Annotated in this window: 17 protein-coding genes; all 17 read left to right on the top strand. The window is 31.0% G+C overall.

The genetic code is table 11. The features are described 5' to 3' along the window. Positions 1–462: 462 nt before the first annotated feature. A complete protein-coding gene (locus VLK81_RS08375; RefSeq protein WP_324620158.1) occupies positions 463–1,374 on the top strand; it encodes a DUF422 domain-containing protein in 912 nt (303 codons plus the stop codon). 52 nt (positions 1,375–1,426) lie between these two features. Beyond that, positions 1,427–1,948 carry a methylated-DNA--[protein]-cysteine S-methyltransferase gene (locus tag VLK81_RS08370; protein ID WP_324620157.1) on the top strand — a complete coding sequence of 174 codons (522 nt, stop codon included), beginning with the start codon at positions 1,427–1,429 and terminating at the stop codon, positions 1,946–1,948. A gap of 49 nt (positions 1,949–1,997) precedes the next feature. Further along, on the top strand, positions 1,998–2,534 hold the full coding sequence (locus VLK81_RS08365; protein ID WP_324620156.1) for a flavin reductase: 537 nt from the start codon (positions 1,998–2,000) through the stop codon (positions 2,532–2,534). Between the two features lie 170 nt (positions 2,535–2,704). Further along, positions 2,705–3,121 carry a DUF5301 domain-containing protein gene (locus VLK81_RS08360; protein WP_324620155.1) on the top strand — a complete coding sequence of 139 codons (417 nt, stop codon included), beginning with the start codon at positions 2,705–2,707 and terminating at the stop codon, positions 3,119–3,121. 411 nt (positions 3,122–3,532) lie between these two features. Further along, entirely contained in the window at positions 3,533–5,248 is a 1,716-nt protein-coding gene (locus VLK81_RS08355; protein WP_324620154.1) for a proline--tRNA ligase, read from the top strand. Continuing rightward, entirely contained in the window at positions 5,241–5,771 is a 531-nt protein-coding gene (locus tag VLK81_RS08350) for a HutD family protein (protein ID WP_324620152.1), read from the top strand. The genes VLK81_RS08355 and VLK81_RS08350 overlap by 8 nt, the downstream gene beginning before the upstream one ends. A gap of 130 nt (positions 5,772–5,901) precedes the next feature. Next, positions 5,902–7,065 carry a THUMP domain-containing class I SAM-dependent RNA methyltransferase gene (locus VLK81_RS08345; protein WP_324620150.1) on the top strand — a complete coding sequence of 388 codons (1,164 nt, stop codon included), beginning with the start codon at positions 5,902–5,904 and terminating at the stop codon, positions 7,063–7,065. A gap of 2 nt (positions 7,066–7,067) precedes the next feature. Then, the gene (locus tag VLK81_RS08340) at positions 7,068–8,195 is read left to right on the top strand and encodes a SpoIIE family protein phosphatase (RefSeq protein ID WP_324620148.1); all 1,128 of its coding nucleotides are present in this window, start codon (positions 7,068–7,070) and stop codon (positions 8,193–8,195) included. Between the two features lie 3 nt (positions 8,196–8,198). Next, the gene (locus VLK81_RS08335) at positions 8,199–9,464 is read left to right on the top strand and encodes a glucose-6-phosphate isomerase (protein ID WP_324620146.1); all 1,266 of its coding nucleotides are present in this window, start codon (positions 8,199–8,201) and stop codon (positions 9,462–9,464) included. Between the two features lie 190 nt (positions 9,465–9,654). Further along, complete coding sequence (gene typA / locus VLK81_RS08330) at positions 9,655–11,481, top strand: translational GTPase TypA (RefSeq protein WP_324620509.1); 1,827 nt, start codon at positions 9,655–9,657, stop codon at positions 11,479–11,481. A 3-nt stretch (positions 11,482–11,484) separates the two neighbouring features. Then, positions 11,485–12,945 (top strand): cardiolipin synthase, encoded by a 1,461-nt coding sequence (gene cls / locus VLK81_RS08325; protein WP_324620507.1) that lies wholly within the window; start codon positions 11,485–11,487, stop codon positions 12,943–12,945. Between the two features lie 155 nt (positions 12,946–13,100). Then, entirely contained in the window at positions 13,101–13,412 is a 312-nt protein-coding gene (rplU, locus tag VLK81_RS08320; RefSeq protein ID WP_324620145.1) for a 50S ribosomal protein L21, read from the top strand. Between the two features lie 2 nt (positions 13,413–13,414). After that, positions 13,415–13,768, top strand: a complete 354-nt coding sequence (locus tag VLK81_RS08315) for a ribosomal-processing cysteine protease Prp (protein ID WP_324620144.1) — start codon at positions 13,415–13,417, stop codon at positions 13,766–13,768. Further along, the gene (gene rpmA, locus VLK81_RS08310) at positions 13,761–14,048 is read left to right on the top strand and encodes a 50S ribosomal protein L27 (protein WP_324620142.1); all 288 of its coding nucleotides are present in this window, start codon (positions 13,761–13,763) and stop codon (positions 14,046–14,048) included. Before VLK81_RS08315 ends, rpmA begins: the two co-directional genes overlap by 8 nt. 47 nt (positions 14,049–14,095) lie before the next feature. After that, positions 14,096–15,373: a GTPase ObgE gene (obgE, locus tag VLK81_RS08305; protein ID WP_324620141.1), complete on the top strand. Its 1,278-nt coding sequence runs from the start codon at positions 14,096–14,098 to the stop codon at positions 15,371–15,373. Positions 15,374–15,382: 9 nt separating this feature from the next. After that, positions 15,383–15,652, top strand: coding sequence for a YhbY family RNA-binding protein (locus VLK81_RS08300; RefSeq protein WP_324620140.1), 270 nt, complete (start codon positions 15,383–15,385; stop codon positions 15,650–15,652). 172 nt (positions 15,653–15,824) lie between these two features. After that, the gene (locus VLK81_RS08295) at positions 15,825–16,958 is read left to right on the top strand and encodes an amidase domain-containing protein (protein ID WP_324620139.1); all 1,134 of its coding nucleotides are present in this window, start codon (positions 15,825–15,827) and stop codon (positions 16,956–16,958) included. The last annotated feature ends 16 nt before the right edge of the window (positions 16,959–16,974 follow it).

Raw genomic sequence — 16,974 nt, 5'->3', positions numbered from 1 at the left:
GAAATTGAGAAATTCTAAATCTCATAATCCTGTAAATCGCAAACTCGCTAACGCTCAAACAGTGCGATTTACGGGCGGATTATTTCAATTTAAATTTCTTACAATTTCTTTCGTATGGAACGCTACCTTTTGGATTTTGCTACTTTGTCAACAACTTGAGGCTAGCTTTTGCTAGCCTTTTTACATAATTAAATAATAAAAAATTTACCATTTTTTAAGATAAAATCTGCTTTTTTATTTGTGAGTTATATTAGTGAATTAGATTTAAAACTCTGATATAATTATTATAATCAAATAATAATTACAAAGAAAAATATTTTAATATTTTTGTTTTATTATACATATTTTTAAAGAAAGTTGCTTTACTACTATTATTTTTTCAAAATGGACGTATTAAGGTCTAGATTCTAATTTATTTTAGCTAGGTTAAATTTTTATTTTAAGCTTGAATAGGAGGATAGGATGAACTGGATAAATAGTTTTGAAATAATTTGCTATTTTTTGGTTTTAATATTAATAATAGATATTGTAAAAGGAAAAAGCTATAGGGAGCTTGGGCTTTTGATTTCTGGAGCCTTGGCTGGCTTTTGCTTGGAACTTTTAGCAGTAAGATTTACAGATATTTATCATTATAGTAAGGATTTTTATATAAGTATTGGTAAGTCGAACTATCAATTTCCTTTTTTTGGCGGACTTATGTGGGGAGGAGTTAGCGTTTGTGCTTTAAGAATAGCAAATAAGTTTTCTACAGATAAATTTACCAAGGCTCTGTTATCCGGCTTTTTAATTGTCAGCATGGACCTATTTTTAGATGTAGTAGCTATAAGACTTGATGGAGGTTTTTGGGTTTGGGATGGTAGGCCTATAAATCTTATCATTAATCATCATATGTTTATGAGCGTTATTTGGGTAAATTTTTTTGGCTATATGTTTGAGGTTCCAGCTATTATCTATATGACCCTAAGCCACTGGGAGAAGTCTAATAGCAAAGATAGTATAAATCTTTTAAAATCTATATTAATTGCTTTTGCTGGGGTAGTTTTTGTTGCCCTATCTAGCACAGTAGCTCTTTTTTTGAATAGGCTTAGCGATGAGTGGTTCTCTTTTTTAGCATTTATCCTAATTTGGATTTTTGTATTTGTTAGGCTGATTATTATTATAATAAGACATAGAAAAGATATATCTTTTTCTGGAAAGAAAGACTACGCACTTATTATTTTTTGGCTAAGTATTTATACTTATTGTATTTGTGCTCTTATTAAGCTAAAGATATTTAAAGAGGTTTTCTTATATGGCATTTTTGCTATTTTACTTATGCTAATTACCTTAAGCCTTTCTTTTATGAATGTGGGAGATGAAAAAACACTTAAGTAAAATTATTCTATTGGGTCTATTTATAGACTTGCAAAGGTGGTAATTTTTATCTATGAAATTTATATATGAATATAAGTCATTTATTTCAAAGATTCTTTTGGCTTCAGATGAAAATTCTCTAACAGGTCTTTGGCTAGAAGGCTCAAAATATTATGGAAAAGGATTAGATGTAAATTCTCTATATAGGGAGACGGATATTATTAAGTTAACAAAAAGTTGGCTTGATATTTACTTTTCTGGAAGCAAGCCGGATTTTAATATTCCAATTAAGCTTACTGGTACTAATTTTAACCTAATTGTTTGGATGGAATTACTTAATATTTCCTACGGAACTACTAGAAGTTATGGGCAGGTTGCAAAAAAAGTTGCAAGTAAGCTCTCAAAAAAAGCTATGTCAGCCCAAGCTATTGGTAGGGCTGTTGGAGAAAACCCAATAAGTATTATTATTCCCTGCCATAGAGTTATAGCTAGTAATGGAGACCTTAGAGGATATTCTGCTGGTTTAGATAAAAAACTTCAACTTCTAAGACTTGAGGGACTTAATATTGATGAAAAGCTAAGGGTTATTGTTTAATTTAATATCGGGTATAAATATTTTATAAAATATTTTTTGGAGATAGAAAATGGAAAATTTAAAGGAAAAAAAATATGAAGTTTTTAAAATGTTTGAAGATAATTGGGCTTTAGTAACTGCAGGGACAATTGATAATTTTAATAGCTGCACTCTTGGCTGGGGAAGCCTTGGCAATATCTGGGGAGATGGGAGAAGAAGCTTTCAGACGGTTACCATCTATGTTCACCCAGATAGATATACAAGTGAGTTTTTAAAAGAAAATGATACATTTACAGTTAGTTTTTTCCCAGAAAAATATAAAAAAGCTTTAGCCTATATGGGTTCTCATTCTGGTAGGGATACTAACAAAGTAGAAGCTAGTGGATTTAGCCCAGTTAAAATAGGGAAAAGCGTAACTTACAGTGAAGCAAACTTAACTTTTCTTTGTAAAAAGATTTATCAGCATCAATTTTCTAAAGAGGGCATGGCAGATGAGATTAAAGACTATTATTCTTCTAAGCCGAAGGTTTTTCCTGATTATAAAGGAGGCTGGCAGGGACATATTGTCTTTATCGGTAGGATAATAGAAGCCCTGGATGAGAGATAGCTTTTATGAATTTTACGAATATAGTTACTTTTTTCTAGGAGTATTAACTTTTAAAATGTATATTTGTGCTTTTGAAAAAATAATTTATAAACTTTTAAAAAATTTATAGGTCTATTTTAATATAGGACTTTAAGTGAGAGAATCTTACAATAATTTTGGAGGATAAAATAATGAAAAGAAATATTCTAATTGCAATAACTTTTTGCTTTATATTTTTAACTGCTTGTAAGAGCAGCAAAAACATACCACTACCAGAATTGGATAGGATAGAAGATATTGGAATTTCTCTTAATGTTATGGATTCTATATATACTATCAAGGATAGGGATAAAATATCTTTATTATTAGATGAAATTAAAGAAAATTCAAATAAAACAAAGAAAAAAAGTATAAATGACGAACCTACTAATATTGAAATTTATACACTTATCCAATTTAATTCTAAAGAGCCTGAAGAAAATCCGACAACTCTTTATTTATACAAAGAAGATGATAAGTACTATATAGAAAAACCTTATGAAGGAATCTGGGAGCTAGATGAAGAAATATATGATAATATTTATAATCTAAACTTTAATAAAAAATGATAGATTATATAGATTTTTTTCCTGTTTAAGTAGGTCTAGGGCTGGGAGAGGGCATAGACCATAGAAAATTTTAGAATAAAAGTTATTTATAATAAAATATAAGAAGCTTTTACTAATATTTTTATACCACTAAGATTTCACTAGAAAGAATTTTAATTTTATGTTATAATATTTGATATAAATAGCTATGATGAAGAAAGACTAGTAAATTTTTTTAAGTCCTACAGCGAGGTAAGGGTGGTTAGAGCTTACTGGAAACTAGAATTTTGAACCTGCTTTTTGAGTAGCCAAGTTTTAAGCAGCTTTATGCTTTAAAAGTGAAACCTTTTGGTTTTATTAGAGTGGTACCGCGATTGTTTTAACTCTCGTCTCTTATGAGATGAGAGTTTTTATTTTTTAGGAGGTAATTTTATGAGAATGTCAAAAATGTATATGCCAACACTTAAGGAAACTCCAGGAGATGCAGAAGTTGCCAGTCACAAGTTTTTACTTAGGGCTGGTATGATTAGAAAATCTGCATCTGGAATTTATTCTTATCTTCCACTTGGACTTAGGGTTGTTAAAAAAATTGAAAAAATTGTTAGGGAAGAGATGGATAATTCTGGAGCACAGGAGATACTAATGTCAGCTATTCAGCCAAAGGAAATTTGGGAAGAGTCTGGCAGGTGGCAAGTTTTTGGCCCAGAAATGTTTAAATTAAAGGATAGGAATGATAGAGATTTTTGTCTTGGACCAACTGCTGAAGAATATTTCACTACTCTTATTAGGGATGAGGTAAAATCTTACAAGCAGCTTCCACTTGTAATCTATCAAATTCAAACTAAGTATAGGGATGAAAAAAGACCAAGATTTGGAATTAATAGAGCTAGAGAGTTTCTAATGAAAGATGCTTATTCATTTGATACTTGTAGAGAAACTGGCTTAGAGTCTTACAAGGGTCAGTGGAAGGCCTATGAAAAAGTTTTTGATAGACTAAAACTTGATTATAAGATTGTTGAAGGAGATTCTGGAGCTATGGGAGGAGATATGTCCCACGAGTTTATAGCCCTATCTGAAACTGGAGAAGGTGTTATTGCTTTTTGTGAAGAATGTTCTTATGCAGCTACTGATGAGAAAGCTAAGGTTGTAGTCCAAGAATCTCATGAAGATATGTTAGAGCTTGAAGAAGTTTTGACTGAAGATTTAAAAACTATTGAAGATATAAGTAAGTTTTTTGAAAAAGATCCTAAGAAGTGCCTAAAGGCTGTTGATTTGATTGTAGATGGAGAGCCTACAATTGTATTTATTCCTGGGGATAGGGAGCTTAATATGGCTAAGCTTGTTTCCTACTTAAAGGTTCCTGAACACCTTATATCCATGGCTGAAAGAGATGATATTGTTAGGGTAAGTGGAGCTGAACCTGGTTTTACTGGACCTGTAGGCTTAAAAGATGGAGTTAGGGTAATTATCGACAGGTCTGTTACAAAAATTAATAATTTAATCACCGGTGCAAATAAAACAAATTACCATTATAAGAATGTGAATTATTCAAGAGACTTTGAGGGAGAGGTCGCAGAGGATCTTCTTTGTGCAAAGGAAGGAGATATTTGCCCAGAGTGTGGTAAAAAATTAAAATTCAAAAGGGGAATTGAAGTAGGAAATATCTTTTTATTTGGAGAAAAATACTCTAAACCCTTACATGCTTCTTTCTTAGATGAAAATGGTAAGGAAGTTAATTTTTATATGGGATCTTATGGAATTGGCGTTACTAGATCTGTAACTGCAATTATTGAACAAAATCACGATGATGATGGTATTATTTGGCCAATTGCTGTTGCTCCTTATGAAGCTATAGTTACTATTATAAATAATAAGGATGAGGATCAATTAAAACTTGGAGAAGAAATATATAATGAGCTTAAGTCTAGGGGAGTTGATGCCATGCTTGATGATAGAAAGGAAAGAGCTGGAATAAAATTCGCCGATAGGGACCTTATTGGAATTCCTTTAAGAATTACTGTTGGTAAGCTTGCAAAAGAAGGTAAGGTTGAGTTTTCTACTAGGAAGGAAAGGGAAAATGAAGTTTTACTTAGATCTGAAGCAATTGAAAAGATATTAAAATTAAAAGATGAGGCTCTAAATGATTAAAAAAATTACCTTCAAAGATTACAAGGATACTAAGTGGTCTGGAGGCCTTACATCTGAAATATTTATTTATCCCGAAAATGCAAGTGTAGGAGAAAGAAATTTTTCTATAAGAGTGTCTACTGCAACTACAGAAGTGGAAGAGTCAACTTTCTCAGATTATTCTTCCTATACAAGATATATTTCTACTTTTGATAATCCTCTTAAGCTTTTAGTTAATGGAGAAGAAAGAAATCTTAAACCATTTGAAATTTTTAAGTTTTCTGGTGAAGATAAGGTAAAATCTTTTGGAAAAGTTAGGGATTTTAATTTAATTTATAAAAATAATATAAACGCTAAACTTATGGCTATTGAAAAAAAAGGAGAGATTTTTCCTTTAGCTTTAAATAAAGCTTATATTTTAACAGCCTTTGAAGATTCTCAATTAAATAATGAAGATATAAAGGAGCTTAACTCTGTATATATTGAGAATGAAGAAAAAATTAGTTTGAGCGGTAAATTTTTTCTAGCTGAATTTGAAAAATAAGATAAAATCAATTACAAAGAGATAGAAAATTCTTTTATGGATTTTTCTATCTCTTTTTTTATATGATAATCTACTAAATATTTATATATACTTTCGATTAATTTTAAGTACAGTATGTTATAATAAAAGTATGGAAAATTTAAATTTAAATCACAAATACAAGATAATTATAACTACAAATTTTGGCCTGGAAGCAGTTGTAAAAAGAGAGCTATTTTCTCTTGGCTATGACAAGCTTAAAGTTTCAGATAGAAAAATTGAACTTGAAGGAACAGCAAATGATATTGCAAGACTAAATATAAATCTAAGGTGCGCAGAAAGAGTCTATATAGCCTTAACAAGTTTTAAGACTACAAGCTTTGAAGAGCTTTTTGATAAAACCTATAGTTTTAATTGGATGGATATTATTAAAAAAGGAGGAGCTTTTCCAGTTAATGGCAAGAGTTATAAGTCTAAACTTTTTTCTATTTCAGATTCCCAGAGAATTGTAAAAAAAGCAATTGCTGAAAGGCTAAAAAGTGAATATAAAACTGATTGGGTAAATGAAGATGGACCTAGATACCAGCTTGAAATAGATCTTAATAGTGACATAGCTACCATAACTCTTGACACATCTGGAAGAGGACTTCATAGAAGAGGATATAGAACTAGGGCGGGAGATGCTCCGCTTAAAGAAACTTTGGCAGCGGCTTTAGTTTATCTGTCTTTTTATAGTCTGGATCAAAAAAGAACTTTGATTGACCCTTTTTGCGGGTCTGGAACTATTCCAATTGAAGCTGCTATGATAAAAAGAAATATTGCTCCTGGACTTGATAGGGAGTTTGATTTCATGTATTGGGATAATTTAGGCTTTGACAAGGCTTACGAAGAAGCTAGAAGTGAAGCAATGTCTAAAATAGATTTTGATAAAAAACTTAGTATAATAGCCTCTGATATCGACAAGTGGCAAATAATAAAGGCTAAAGATAATGCTTCAAGGCTCGGGCTAGAAGATGACATTAGATTTTTTGTTAAAGATTTTAGAAAATTAGATTTAAGAGATGACCACTCTGTTCTCATTTCAAATCCTCCTTATGGTGTTAGATTGGGTGAAGAGAAAGAAATTGAAAAACTTTCAATTGATTTGGGTGAAAAGTTTAGTAAGTTTAAAAATCTCAGCCTTTATTTTTTAACATCTTTTGATGAATTTGAGCATTTTTTTGGAAGAAAAGCAGACAGGAAGAGAAAGTTATATAATGGTAAGATTAAAACTAATTACTACCAATACTACGGCAACAAGCCAAAAGAGGTTTAATTATGGAAGAGATGATTAAGGACTTTAGTGAAGATATTTTTCTAAAAGAAAAAGTCGACTTTGGGATTCTCAACGCCATGGACGATTGGGTAAGAGTTGTTGATAGAGATGAGAGGACTATTTTTATCAATAAAAAGATGGCAAATGAATTTGCCATTGATTTAAAATACTCTGTTGAATTGTCAAATTTGGGCGAAGAAATTATAGAGACCCTGCCAGAATCTTTTTCTTCTTTTACATTTAAAACTAAAAAAGCTCAATCCAAGGAAATTCTTTTAAATGACAGGGCTATGAAGGTTAAATCATCACCTATTTTTAATAGGAAAAATGAAGTAATTGGAGCTGTTGAGGTTTTTAGTGATATTGAAAATGAACTGGGAATAAGAAGGTCACTTTTTAAAACACACAAAAAAGTTGCCTACGACATTGCTCTTGCAAACAAAATCCAGCACACTCTTCTTCCTAAGAAAAGAGTTATTAACGGTTCATATTTTGATTATATATATAGGCCGTCTGAACATTTATCTGGAGATATTTTCGATGTTTTTAAAATAGATGATGATAAACTGGGCATATATATTGCAGATGTTGTGGGCCATGGTATCTCAGCTGCTATGCTTACTGTTTTTGTTAAGATTTCATTTTTAGATATTGTAGAGGATTATGGTACTACAAGTACTAAATTAGTAATGGGAGAACTAAAAACTAGATTTCAAAATCTTCAGCTTGATGATAGTATATATTTAACTGGATTTTTCGCTATTTATTCTAAAAAGGAAAAGACATTAACCTACTCAAATGCTGGTCACAATGCTCCACCAATTGTAAAAAGATCCAATAAAACTGAATTTTTAGACATAACTGGGCTTCCTATTTCAAATATTTTACCTGATTATGAATATAAAGAGGCACAGGTAACTTTAAATTCTGGAGATAGGCTGGTGCTTTATACGGATGGACTTGTGGAATTTAAAAATTATGAAAATGAAGAGTATGGAACTCATAGAATTATGGAATCTGTTGAAAAAAAAGGCAATGTAATAGAAAATATATTGATAGGTACATCTGATTTTTCTTGGAATACAATTTCAGATGATATTGCAATATTAGTTTTAAAAATAGGAGAGTAAAAAATGGAGTTAAAAGTTGATTTAAGTAGGGCTGACAAGTTAAAAGAAAAATATGTAAATGATGCTTTAGAATCTTTAGAAAAATTAATTAATAAAAATGGAAAAGGCAGTGAATTTACAGGATGGGTAGAATTACCTAAAAATATCAATGAAGATAATATTGTTAGGATTGAAAAACTTGCAGCCAAAATGAGAAAAAATGCGGATGTTTTAGTTGTTATTGGAATAGGAGGATCTTATCTTGGGGCAAGGGCTGTTATAGAAGCTTTAAAAAAGACATATAAAAAAGAAAATTTTGAAGTTATTTTTGCAGGCTGCGATCTTTCTCCTCAAAGACTTGTTGAATTAATTGAATACTTACAAGATAAAGATTTTTACGTTAATGTTATCTCTAAGTCCGGAACTACTCTGGAGCCAGCCTTAACTTTTAGAGCTGTTCGTAAGCTTCTTGAAACCAAGTATAATAAAGATGAATTAAGAGAAAGGATTATTGTTACAACTGACAGGGAAAAGGGAGCTTTAAAAACTTTAGCAGATAATATGGGACTTGAAAAGTTTGTAGTTCCTTCAGATATTGGCGGAAGATACTCAGTTCTAACTGATGTTGGTCTAATTCCTATTGCGGCAGCTGGATTAAATATCAGAGAGCTTCTCTCTGGGGCACTTACAGCATCTAAGGAGTACACAGTTTTATTTAAAGAAAATAATGCTCTAAGATATGCCGCTCTTAGACAGCAATATAGAGAGGCTGGTAAAGATATAGAGATATTTGCATCATACGAACCAAAATTAAATTATATAAAAGAGTGGCTAAAGCAGCTTTTCGGAGAATCAGAAGGAAAGGATGGACTTGGGATATTCCCAGCTTCTGCAACTTTTACAACTGATCTTCATTCAATTGGTCAGCTTATTCAAGATGGAAAGAGAAATATTTTTGAAACCATTATATATATTGAAGAGGAAAAGTTTGATATGGCGATTCCTTATGATGAAGAAAATTTAGATAATTTAAATTATCTCCAAGGAAAGAACTTTTCTTATGTTCAAAACAAGGCTAAAGAAGGTGTTATCCAGGCCCATGTAGATGGACTTTGCCCAAATATTGTTATTAATCTACCTTCATTAGATGAATATAATCTAGGTAAACTTATTTATTTCTTTATGATTTCCTGTGCAATTTCAGCTTATATTGAGGGAGTCAATCCTTTTGATCAACCAGGAGTTGAGGCATATAAGAAAAATATGTTTAAATTACTAGGTAGAGATTAAATTAAAAAAATTTTTAATAGTTAAGATAGATTTATTTTTGCAAATGACTAATCCATTTGGTCATTTGCTTTTATTTTTGAGACTACTAAGCTTTAGGAATATTTTTAAAATATTAAATAACAAAATTGAATACTTTCGATATTTTTGATAAAATTAGATGGAAAAGTTAATTTATAGAAAGGTTATTATGATGAAAAAAGATAAAATTAGGAATGTGGCAATTGTTGCCCACGTTGATCATGGCAAGACTACTCTAGTTGATGGTATTTTAAGATCATCTGGAGTTTTTAGAGAAAATGAAGCTGTAAAAGATAGGGTAATGGACTCTGGAGATATAGAAAAAGAAAGAGGAATTACAATTCTTTCAAAAAATACTGCAGTTTTATATAAGGACTACAAAATAAATATTATTGATACGCCGGGCCATGCTGACTTTGGAGGAGAAGTTGAGCGTGTTTTAAAAATGGCTGATGGAGTTGTACTTGTTGTAGATGCATTTGAAGGACCAATGCCTCAAACTAAGTTTGTACTTTCTAAAGCTTTTGAACTTAAACTACCAGTTCTTGTATGTATAAATAAAGTTGACAGAAAGGAAGCTAGGGTTGCTGAAGTTGAAGATGAGATTCTAAGTTTATTTATACAAATGGATGCTGATGAATCCTATCTTGATTCTCCATTTATCTACGCTTCAGCTAGAAATGGATGGGCTTCAAGTAGTTTAGATGAGCCAAAGGAAAATATGAATGATCTACTAGATAAAATTATTTCCTATATTCCAGAACCAGAAGGAGATGAAAATGCCTTATTTAAACTTCTAATATCTACTACTGACTTTAATGACTATGTTGGTAGAATTGGTATTGGAAAAATAAATTCAGGCAAGGTTAAGGTTGGAGATGAGCTTTTAATAGTAAATCACAACGAAAAAGATAAAAGAAAGAAGATTCACATAACTAAGATATATGAATTTGAAGGCTTAAAAAGAGTTGAGGTTCAATCATCCTCAGCTGGTAACATAGTTGCCTTATCTGGCGTTGAGGGAATAAATATAGGAGATACTCTTACAGATCCAGAAGATGATAGTCCACTAGAATTTGTAAAAATATCTGAGCCTACTCTTGCTGTAAAATTTTCAGTAAATACATCACCTTTTGCAGGTAGAGAAGGAAAGTTTGTTACATCTAGACAAATAAGAAGCAGGCTTTACAAGGAACTTGAAACTGATGTTTCTTTGAGAGTTGAAGATACAGATTCTACAGATTCATTTAAGGTTTCAGGCAGGGGAGAACTTCATATTTCTGTTCTTATTGAAAATATGAGAAGAGAAGGTTTTGAATTTATGATTTCTAAACCTGAAGTTTTATTTAAAAAAGATGAAAATGGTAAACTTTTAGAACCAATAGAAAATGTAACTATTGATTGTGATGAAATTTATGTTGGAAATATTATAGAAAAACTTGGATCAAGAAAGGCTGAGCTTATTGATATGAAGCCGGGAAGATCTGGCTATACAAGGCTTATATTTAAGGTTCCAGCAAGAGGAATGATAGGTTATAGGCAAGAGTTTTTAACTGACACAAGAGGAAATGGAATTTTAAATTCTGAGTTTTATGGATATGAGCCATTTAAAGGAGAAATTCCAAAGAGAATTTTAGGCTCACTTATAGCTTTTGAAACTGGAACTGCTAGTGCATACGGACTTGGAGCAGCTCAAGAAAGAGGACTTTTATTTGTAGTTCCTGGAGATGAAGTTTATGAGGGAATGGTTGTTGGACAAAATCCTAAGGGCCTTGATGTAGAAGTTAATGTTTGCAAGAAAAAGCAACAAACCAATATAAGATCTAGCGCTGCAGATGAAAAAATTCAATTGACTCCAGCTAAGATTATGAGTTTAGAGGAGTTAATGGAATTTATTGAAGAAGATGAATTTATTGAAATTACTCCTAAATCACTAAGACTTAGAAAGGACATTCTCGATAGCAACCTAAGATATAAATCTAAAAAATATAAAAAATAGGGGCTGATTAAAATTTTTGATTTTATTAGTTTAAAACCTAGTATACTTTTATTTCTTAATATTGGACTAGTTTTTATAATAATCTTTTTAGGTAGACATAAATCTCCAAAGTCTACACTTATGTGGGCTATGGTTATGACTTTGATACCTATTGTAGGGTTTATTTTGTACTTACTTTTAGGACAAGACTACAAAAAAAGAAAAATGTTTAAGCTAAAAGAGGAAGAGGATTATTTTTTATCTTCTATTACTAACTATCAAGCTAATTTTATGGAAAGTGGCAAATTTTTAGGTAACAACGAAAAAACTAAAGAGTATTATGATTTAATTAGGTTAAATCTCAATTCCGATGAGTCATTTTACACTGACGATAATAAAATTGATATTTTCTTTCAGGGTAAGACTAAATTTGAATCTTTATTAAATGATATAGATAATGCTGAAAGTTCAATAGATATACAATATTACATTTTTAAAAGTGACTTAATTGGAAGTGAGCTTATTAGAAGGCTAGAAAACAAACAAGCTCAAGGTGTAAAAGTTAGACTACTTTATGATGGAGTTGGGGGCAGATTCTTAAAAAAGCACGACTTAGATAAATTAAAGGAGCTTGGAGCTGATGTGGAGATATTCTTTCCAAATCTAATTCGTAGGTTTAATCTAAGACTTAATTATAGAAACCATAGAAAACTTGTTATAATTGACAATAAGATTGGATATATAGGAGGTTTCAATGTCGGAGATGAGTATTTGGGACTTGATAAAAATTTTGGATTTTGGCGAGATACCCACATAAGAGTTGAGGGATCAGCTGTAGCAGGTATAAAGTTTAGGTTTTTAAAAGATTTTAACTATGCATCCAAAAAAACAGATCCAAGAGCTGAATCATTTTCTAGACCATCTAAAACAGCTGGAAATTCTGGAATTCAAATTATTACATCTGGACCAGATACAAAATATGAAAATATTAAAAATATGATGTTTAAAATGATAACTTCTGCTAAAGATAGGGTAGTAATTCAAACTCCTTATTTTATTCCGGATGATACAATTTTGGATGCAATAAAAACTGCCTCAGTAAGTGGAGTTGACGTTTCTATTATGATTCCAAAAAATCCTGACCATCCATTTGTATTGTGGGCATCACTATCTTATCTTGGCGAGGTGATTGCTTCTGGAGCAAAGGCATACCTATATGATGAGGGCTTTATGCACTGTAAGATGCTTCTTGTTGATGAATATTTATCTACTATAGGTTCTGCCAATATGGATATAAGAAGTTTCAGCTTGAATTTTGAATCAAATGCCCTTATATTTGATGATGATGTAAATCAAAAACTATACAATCAATTTCTTGAAGATGTAAAAAATTCAGAAGAACTTACCTTAGAAAAATATGAAAGTAGAAATAAATTAGTAAAAATTAAAGAATCTTTTTCTAGACTACTTTCTCCTATACTTTAAAAATAATATTTTTTATGATATAATTTTCTATGCAAAAACTTGACTTATTATTTAGTTTTTGATAATATAAAGTATGCGTGTAAACCGCTCGAGAAAGGTTTCAAGTGCAATTGCCACCTTTATCGGCGAGAAAATTAGAAAAGGAGGTGCACGCTATGTACGCAGTTATAGAAACAGGAGCAAAACAATACCAAGTAAAAGAAGGAGATGTAATTAAGGTAGAAAAATTACAAGCTGAAGTTGGAGAGGGTATTAGTTTTGACAAAGTATTACTTGTATCAGATGATAATGGAATTAAGGCTGGAAAACCAATTCTTGAAGGAGCAAAGGTTGAAGCTGAAGTTTTAGAACAAGGAAAAGCTAAAAAAGTTATCGTATTTAGATACAGAGCAAAGAAAAACTATAGAAAGAAAAATGGTCATAGACAACCATACACAAAAGTAAAAATCAAATCAATCGCTTACTAATAATGACTAGGGTTAAAGTCTTAAAGGATTCAAAAAAAAGAATTAAGAGCATAGTAATTGAGGATCACGCACAATATGCTAAAACTGGAGAAGATATAGTTTGCGCTGCAATTTCTTCTTTGGTTTATACTTTTATTAATTCACTAGAAAGAGTTCTTAGACTTAATAAAAGTACCTATAATATTACCATCAATAAAAAACAAGCCTTAATCAAAATAGATTTTAATAGAGATCTTATTAAATCTAATAGGGAACTTGATTTATTGATAGAATTTCTTATGGTAGGCTTAACACAAATTAGAAGAGAATTTAAAAATCATATAAAGATTTTAGTAAAGGAGGATAAAGATGTTTAGACTTGATATACAATTTTTCTCAAGTAAAAAAGGTCTTGGATCTACTAAAAATGGTAGAGATTCAAGAGCTAAAAGACTTGGAACAAAACGTGGAGACGGTGAATATGTTTTAGCAGGAAATATCTTAGTTAGACAAAGAGGAACTAAGATTCATCCTGGCGTAGGAGTTAAAAAAGGTGGAGACGATACTCTATTTGCTGTAACTGAAGGATATGTAAAATTTGAAAAATTCGGACGTGACAAAAAAAGAGTTTGTGTTTACCAAGAACAATCTGCATAAAACAAAACCTGCCAATATTGGCAGGTTTTTTTAAAAAGGAGAATTTTATGTTTATAGATATAGCGGCTATTAGTTTAAAATCTGGAAAGGGTGGAGATGGGGCTATTTCTTTTAGAAGAGAGAAATACGTTCCAAATGGTGGACCTGACGGAGGAGATGGAGGAGATGGCGGTAGCATTTACTTCGTTGGAGATAGAAATTTAAGAACCCTCATGGATTTTAAATATAAGACAAAATATAGTGCAGAAAATGGAGAAGATGGTAAGAAGAAAAACTGCTACGGGAAAAAAGGTCAGGATTTAATTTTAAAAGTACCACTTGGAACCCTCATTAAGGATGAAAGAACTGGAAAGGTACTTTTTGATATTAAAAATGAAGGAGAAAAAGTTTTAGTTTTAAAAGGAGGTAGGGGCGGAAGAGGTAATGTTAAATTTGCTTCTTCAATTAAAAAAACTCCTAGATATGCTCAAAGTGGTCTTAAAGGCCAGGAGACAAATGTAATATTAGAAGTTAAAACTATAGCAGATGTTGGTCTAATTGGCCTACCAAATGTTGGAAAAAGTTCAATCTTATCAATACTTACAGAAGCTAAGCCTAAAATTGCCAACTATCATTTTACAACCCTTTCGCCTAATCTTGGAGTAGTAAATATTGAAGAAGGAAAAAGCTACTTAATAGCCGATATACCAGGACTTATCGAAGGCGCTAAAGATGGCTTAGGGCTAGGGCATGACTTTTTAAGACACATTGAAAGAACAAGACTTTTAGTTCACGTGCTAGACGTTTCAGGTTCAGAAAATAGAGATCCACTTGAAGATTTTGACTTAATTAATAATGAACTTAGAGATTATAGCGAAAAATTACTTGAAAAGAAGCAAATAGTAGTTTTAAACAAGGTTGACATTGAAGACTCAGAGCTTTTTTTAGAAATTACTAAAAAAAATCTAGAAGATAGGGGCTATGAAGTTTTGGTAACTTCCTCAATTACTAGGACTGGGCTAAAAGAATTAAAATATAAGATATATAATGAGCTTCAAAAATTACCAATTGAAGAAGAAACCTTTGATGAATACTATGATGAAAAAATAGATGCACCTGAAGAACAGGAGCCTTGGACAGTAGAAAAAGTAGATGACACTATATATGTAGAAGGACCATTTGTAGAAAATCTTCTATACAGAACAAATATAGATAATTACGAATCTTTAGATTATTTCTATAAAAGGCTAACTGAAGTGGGAATTATTGAAAAAATAAAAGAGCTGGGAGCTCGGGAACATGACTCTATATTCGTAGCAGGATACGAGTTTGAATATATGGAATAAGAGGATATAATGGAAAAAACTAAAAGAAGAAATTTAAAAAAAGAAGCAAATTTAATAAAAGAAAAACTTATCATAGGGAAAAATGGCATAGATGAAAAAGTAATTGGTGCAATTGATGAATTACTAAAAAAAGATGAATTAGTTAAAATTAAGGTTTTAAACAACAACCTAGATGATAGAAAAGACCTATTAAATGAAATAATCGAATCAACAGATTCTGAATATGTGGATCAAATAGGAAATAAGCTTGTAATATATAGAGAAAAAGAAGAAGAGTAAAAGTAATGACCGCAAAGTTTTGTGGTCTTTTTATTTTGCTGAAATAAATTGTAATGAAATTGTAATGTTAGAGGTGAAACAAATTAGCTTTTTAGTGATAAAACATAAGTGGATACAGTGAGTAGGACAATTTTACTTAGAAATTAAAAATTATAACTAGAAGGAGGATGCCATGAAAGATTTACTGAAAAAAATTTTATCTGCTTTTCTAGTATTAGCTATCATTATTTCGTCAAATAGCATAATAGTATTTGCAGATGAGTTTAGTAGGACAGTTACCACTGACGACCCAATAGAATTTTCTAAAGATTTTCTTTCAAATTATCATTTATCAGATAAAAATATAGTGTATGAAGAATTTTTAGAAAAATATTTAGATCCTAATAATACTGACTTTAATGACGAGATGAAGTTAAGATTTTATTATAGGAATACAGTTAACGACAGGGATTATGGCGACGGAAGTGAGCTTATTTCTAGCAGGACAAATTTTCTTAGTCAATTTGATGTAAATGAAGAAGACTCATACTATATAGTTGGAGTTGAGTTAGAAAAATATTACACTTATAAAAATTTAGATGGTAGTATGACAGATATTAACATGCTTCCTGCCAAAATTTTTATTAAGTTAGAAAAAACGGAAACTGGATTAAAATTATTTGATATCTATGATGGTATATCTTATTTTTTTGATAAACCAAGTTCACCTTACCCTTCAGTGTCTAAACAATCATTAGAAAATACCAGCTCAAACACAAAAGTTGAAGTTAAGCGTAGCCATGAAGAAATTATGAAAAGAGCTAAAATGTATATTGATGGAAGGCTTGGAAAGATTTATCTTGAGGATTCTTTTTTTAAAGACACTGAAGCTCATGAAAATTACAATGAAGGTTTATTAGAAGACGTAAAAGAATCATCATCAGCAAATTACAACAATGACTTAGTTAAGATGTTAGCACTTAGGGCTTCTAGCACTTATGATCTTAATAGAACAAAGGCAAGAGAGTATGCTAGAAAATGGGCGACAACGCCACCATATTGTGATAGCAAAAGATACCAATATATACCTCATGTAGCACCAGGTAATTTTGATTGTACCAACTTTGCCTCCCAGGTTCTACATGAGGCGGGAGTACCTTTTAGTACAACGGATACTTCCAATAAAAATAATGAATGGTTCGCCATGAGTGGAGGTTCGATTAGGAGTTATCCATGGGCTGACGCTCAGCATCTGAAAGAATTTATAATAAATAATACAAAATATTACACAAAGAGAACCAATTTATACAAAAGCTACTTGGTTTGACCGAGAAGAAGATAAT

Origin of the sequence: Citroniella saccharovorans (genome assembly GCF_035481615.1) — a bacterium.
Taxonomy (GTDB): domain Bacteria; phylum Bacillota; class Clostridia; order Tissierellales; family Peptoniphilaceae; genus Citroniella; species Citroniella saccharovorans.
Note: the sequence above shows the minus strand (reverse complement) of the source record. Positions and strands in the feature narration are given on the sequence as shown.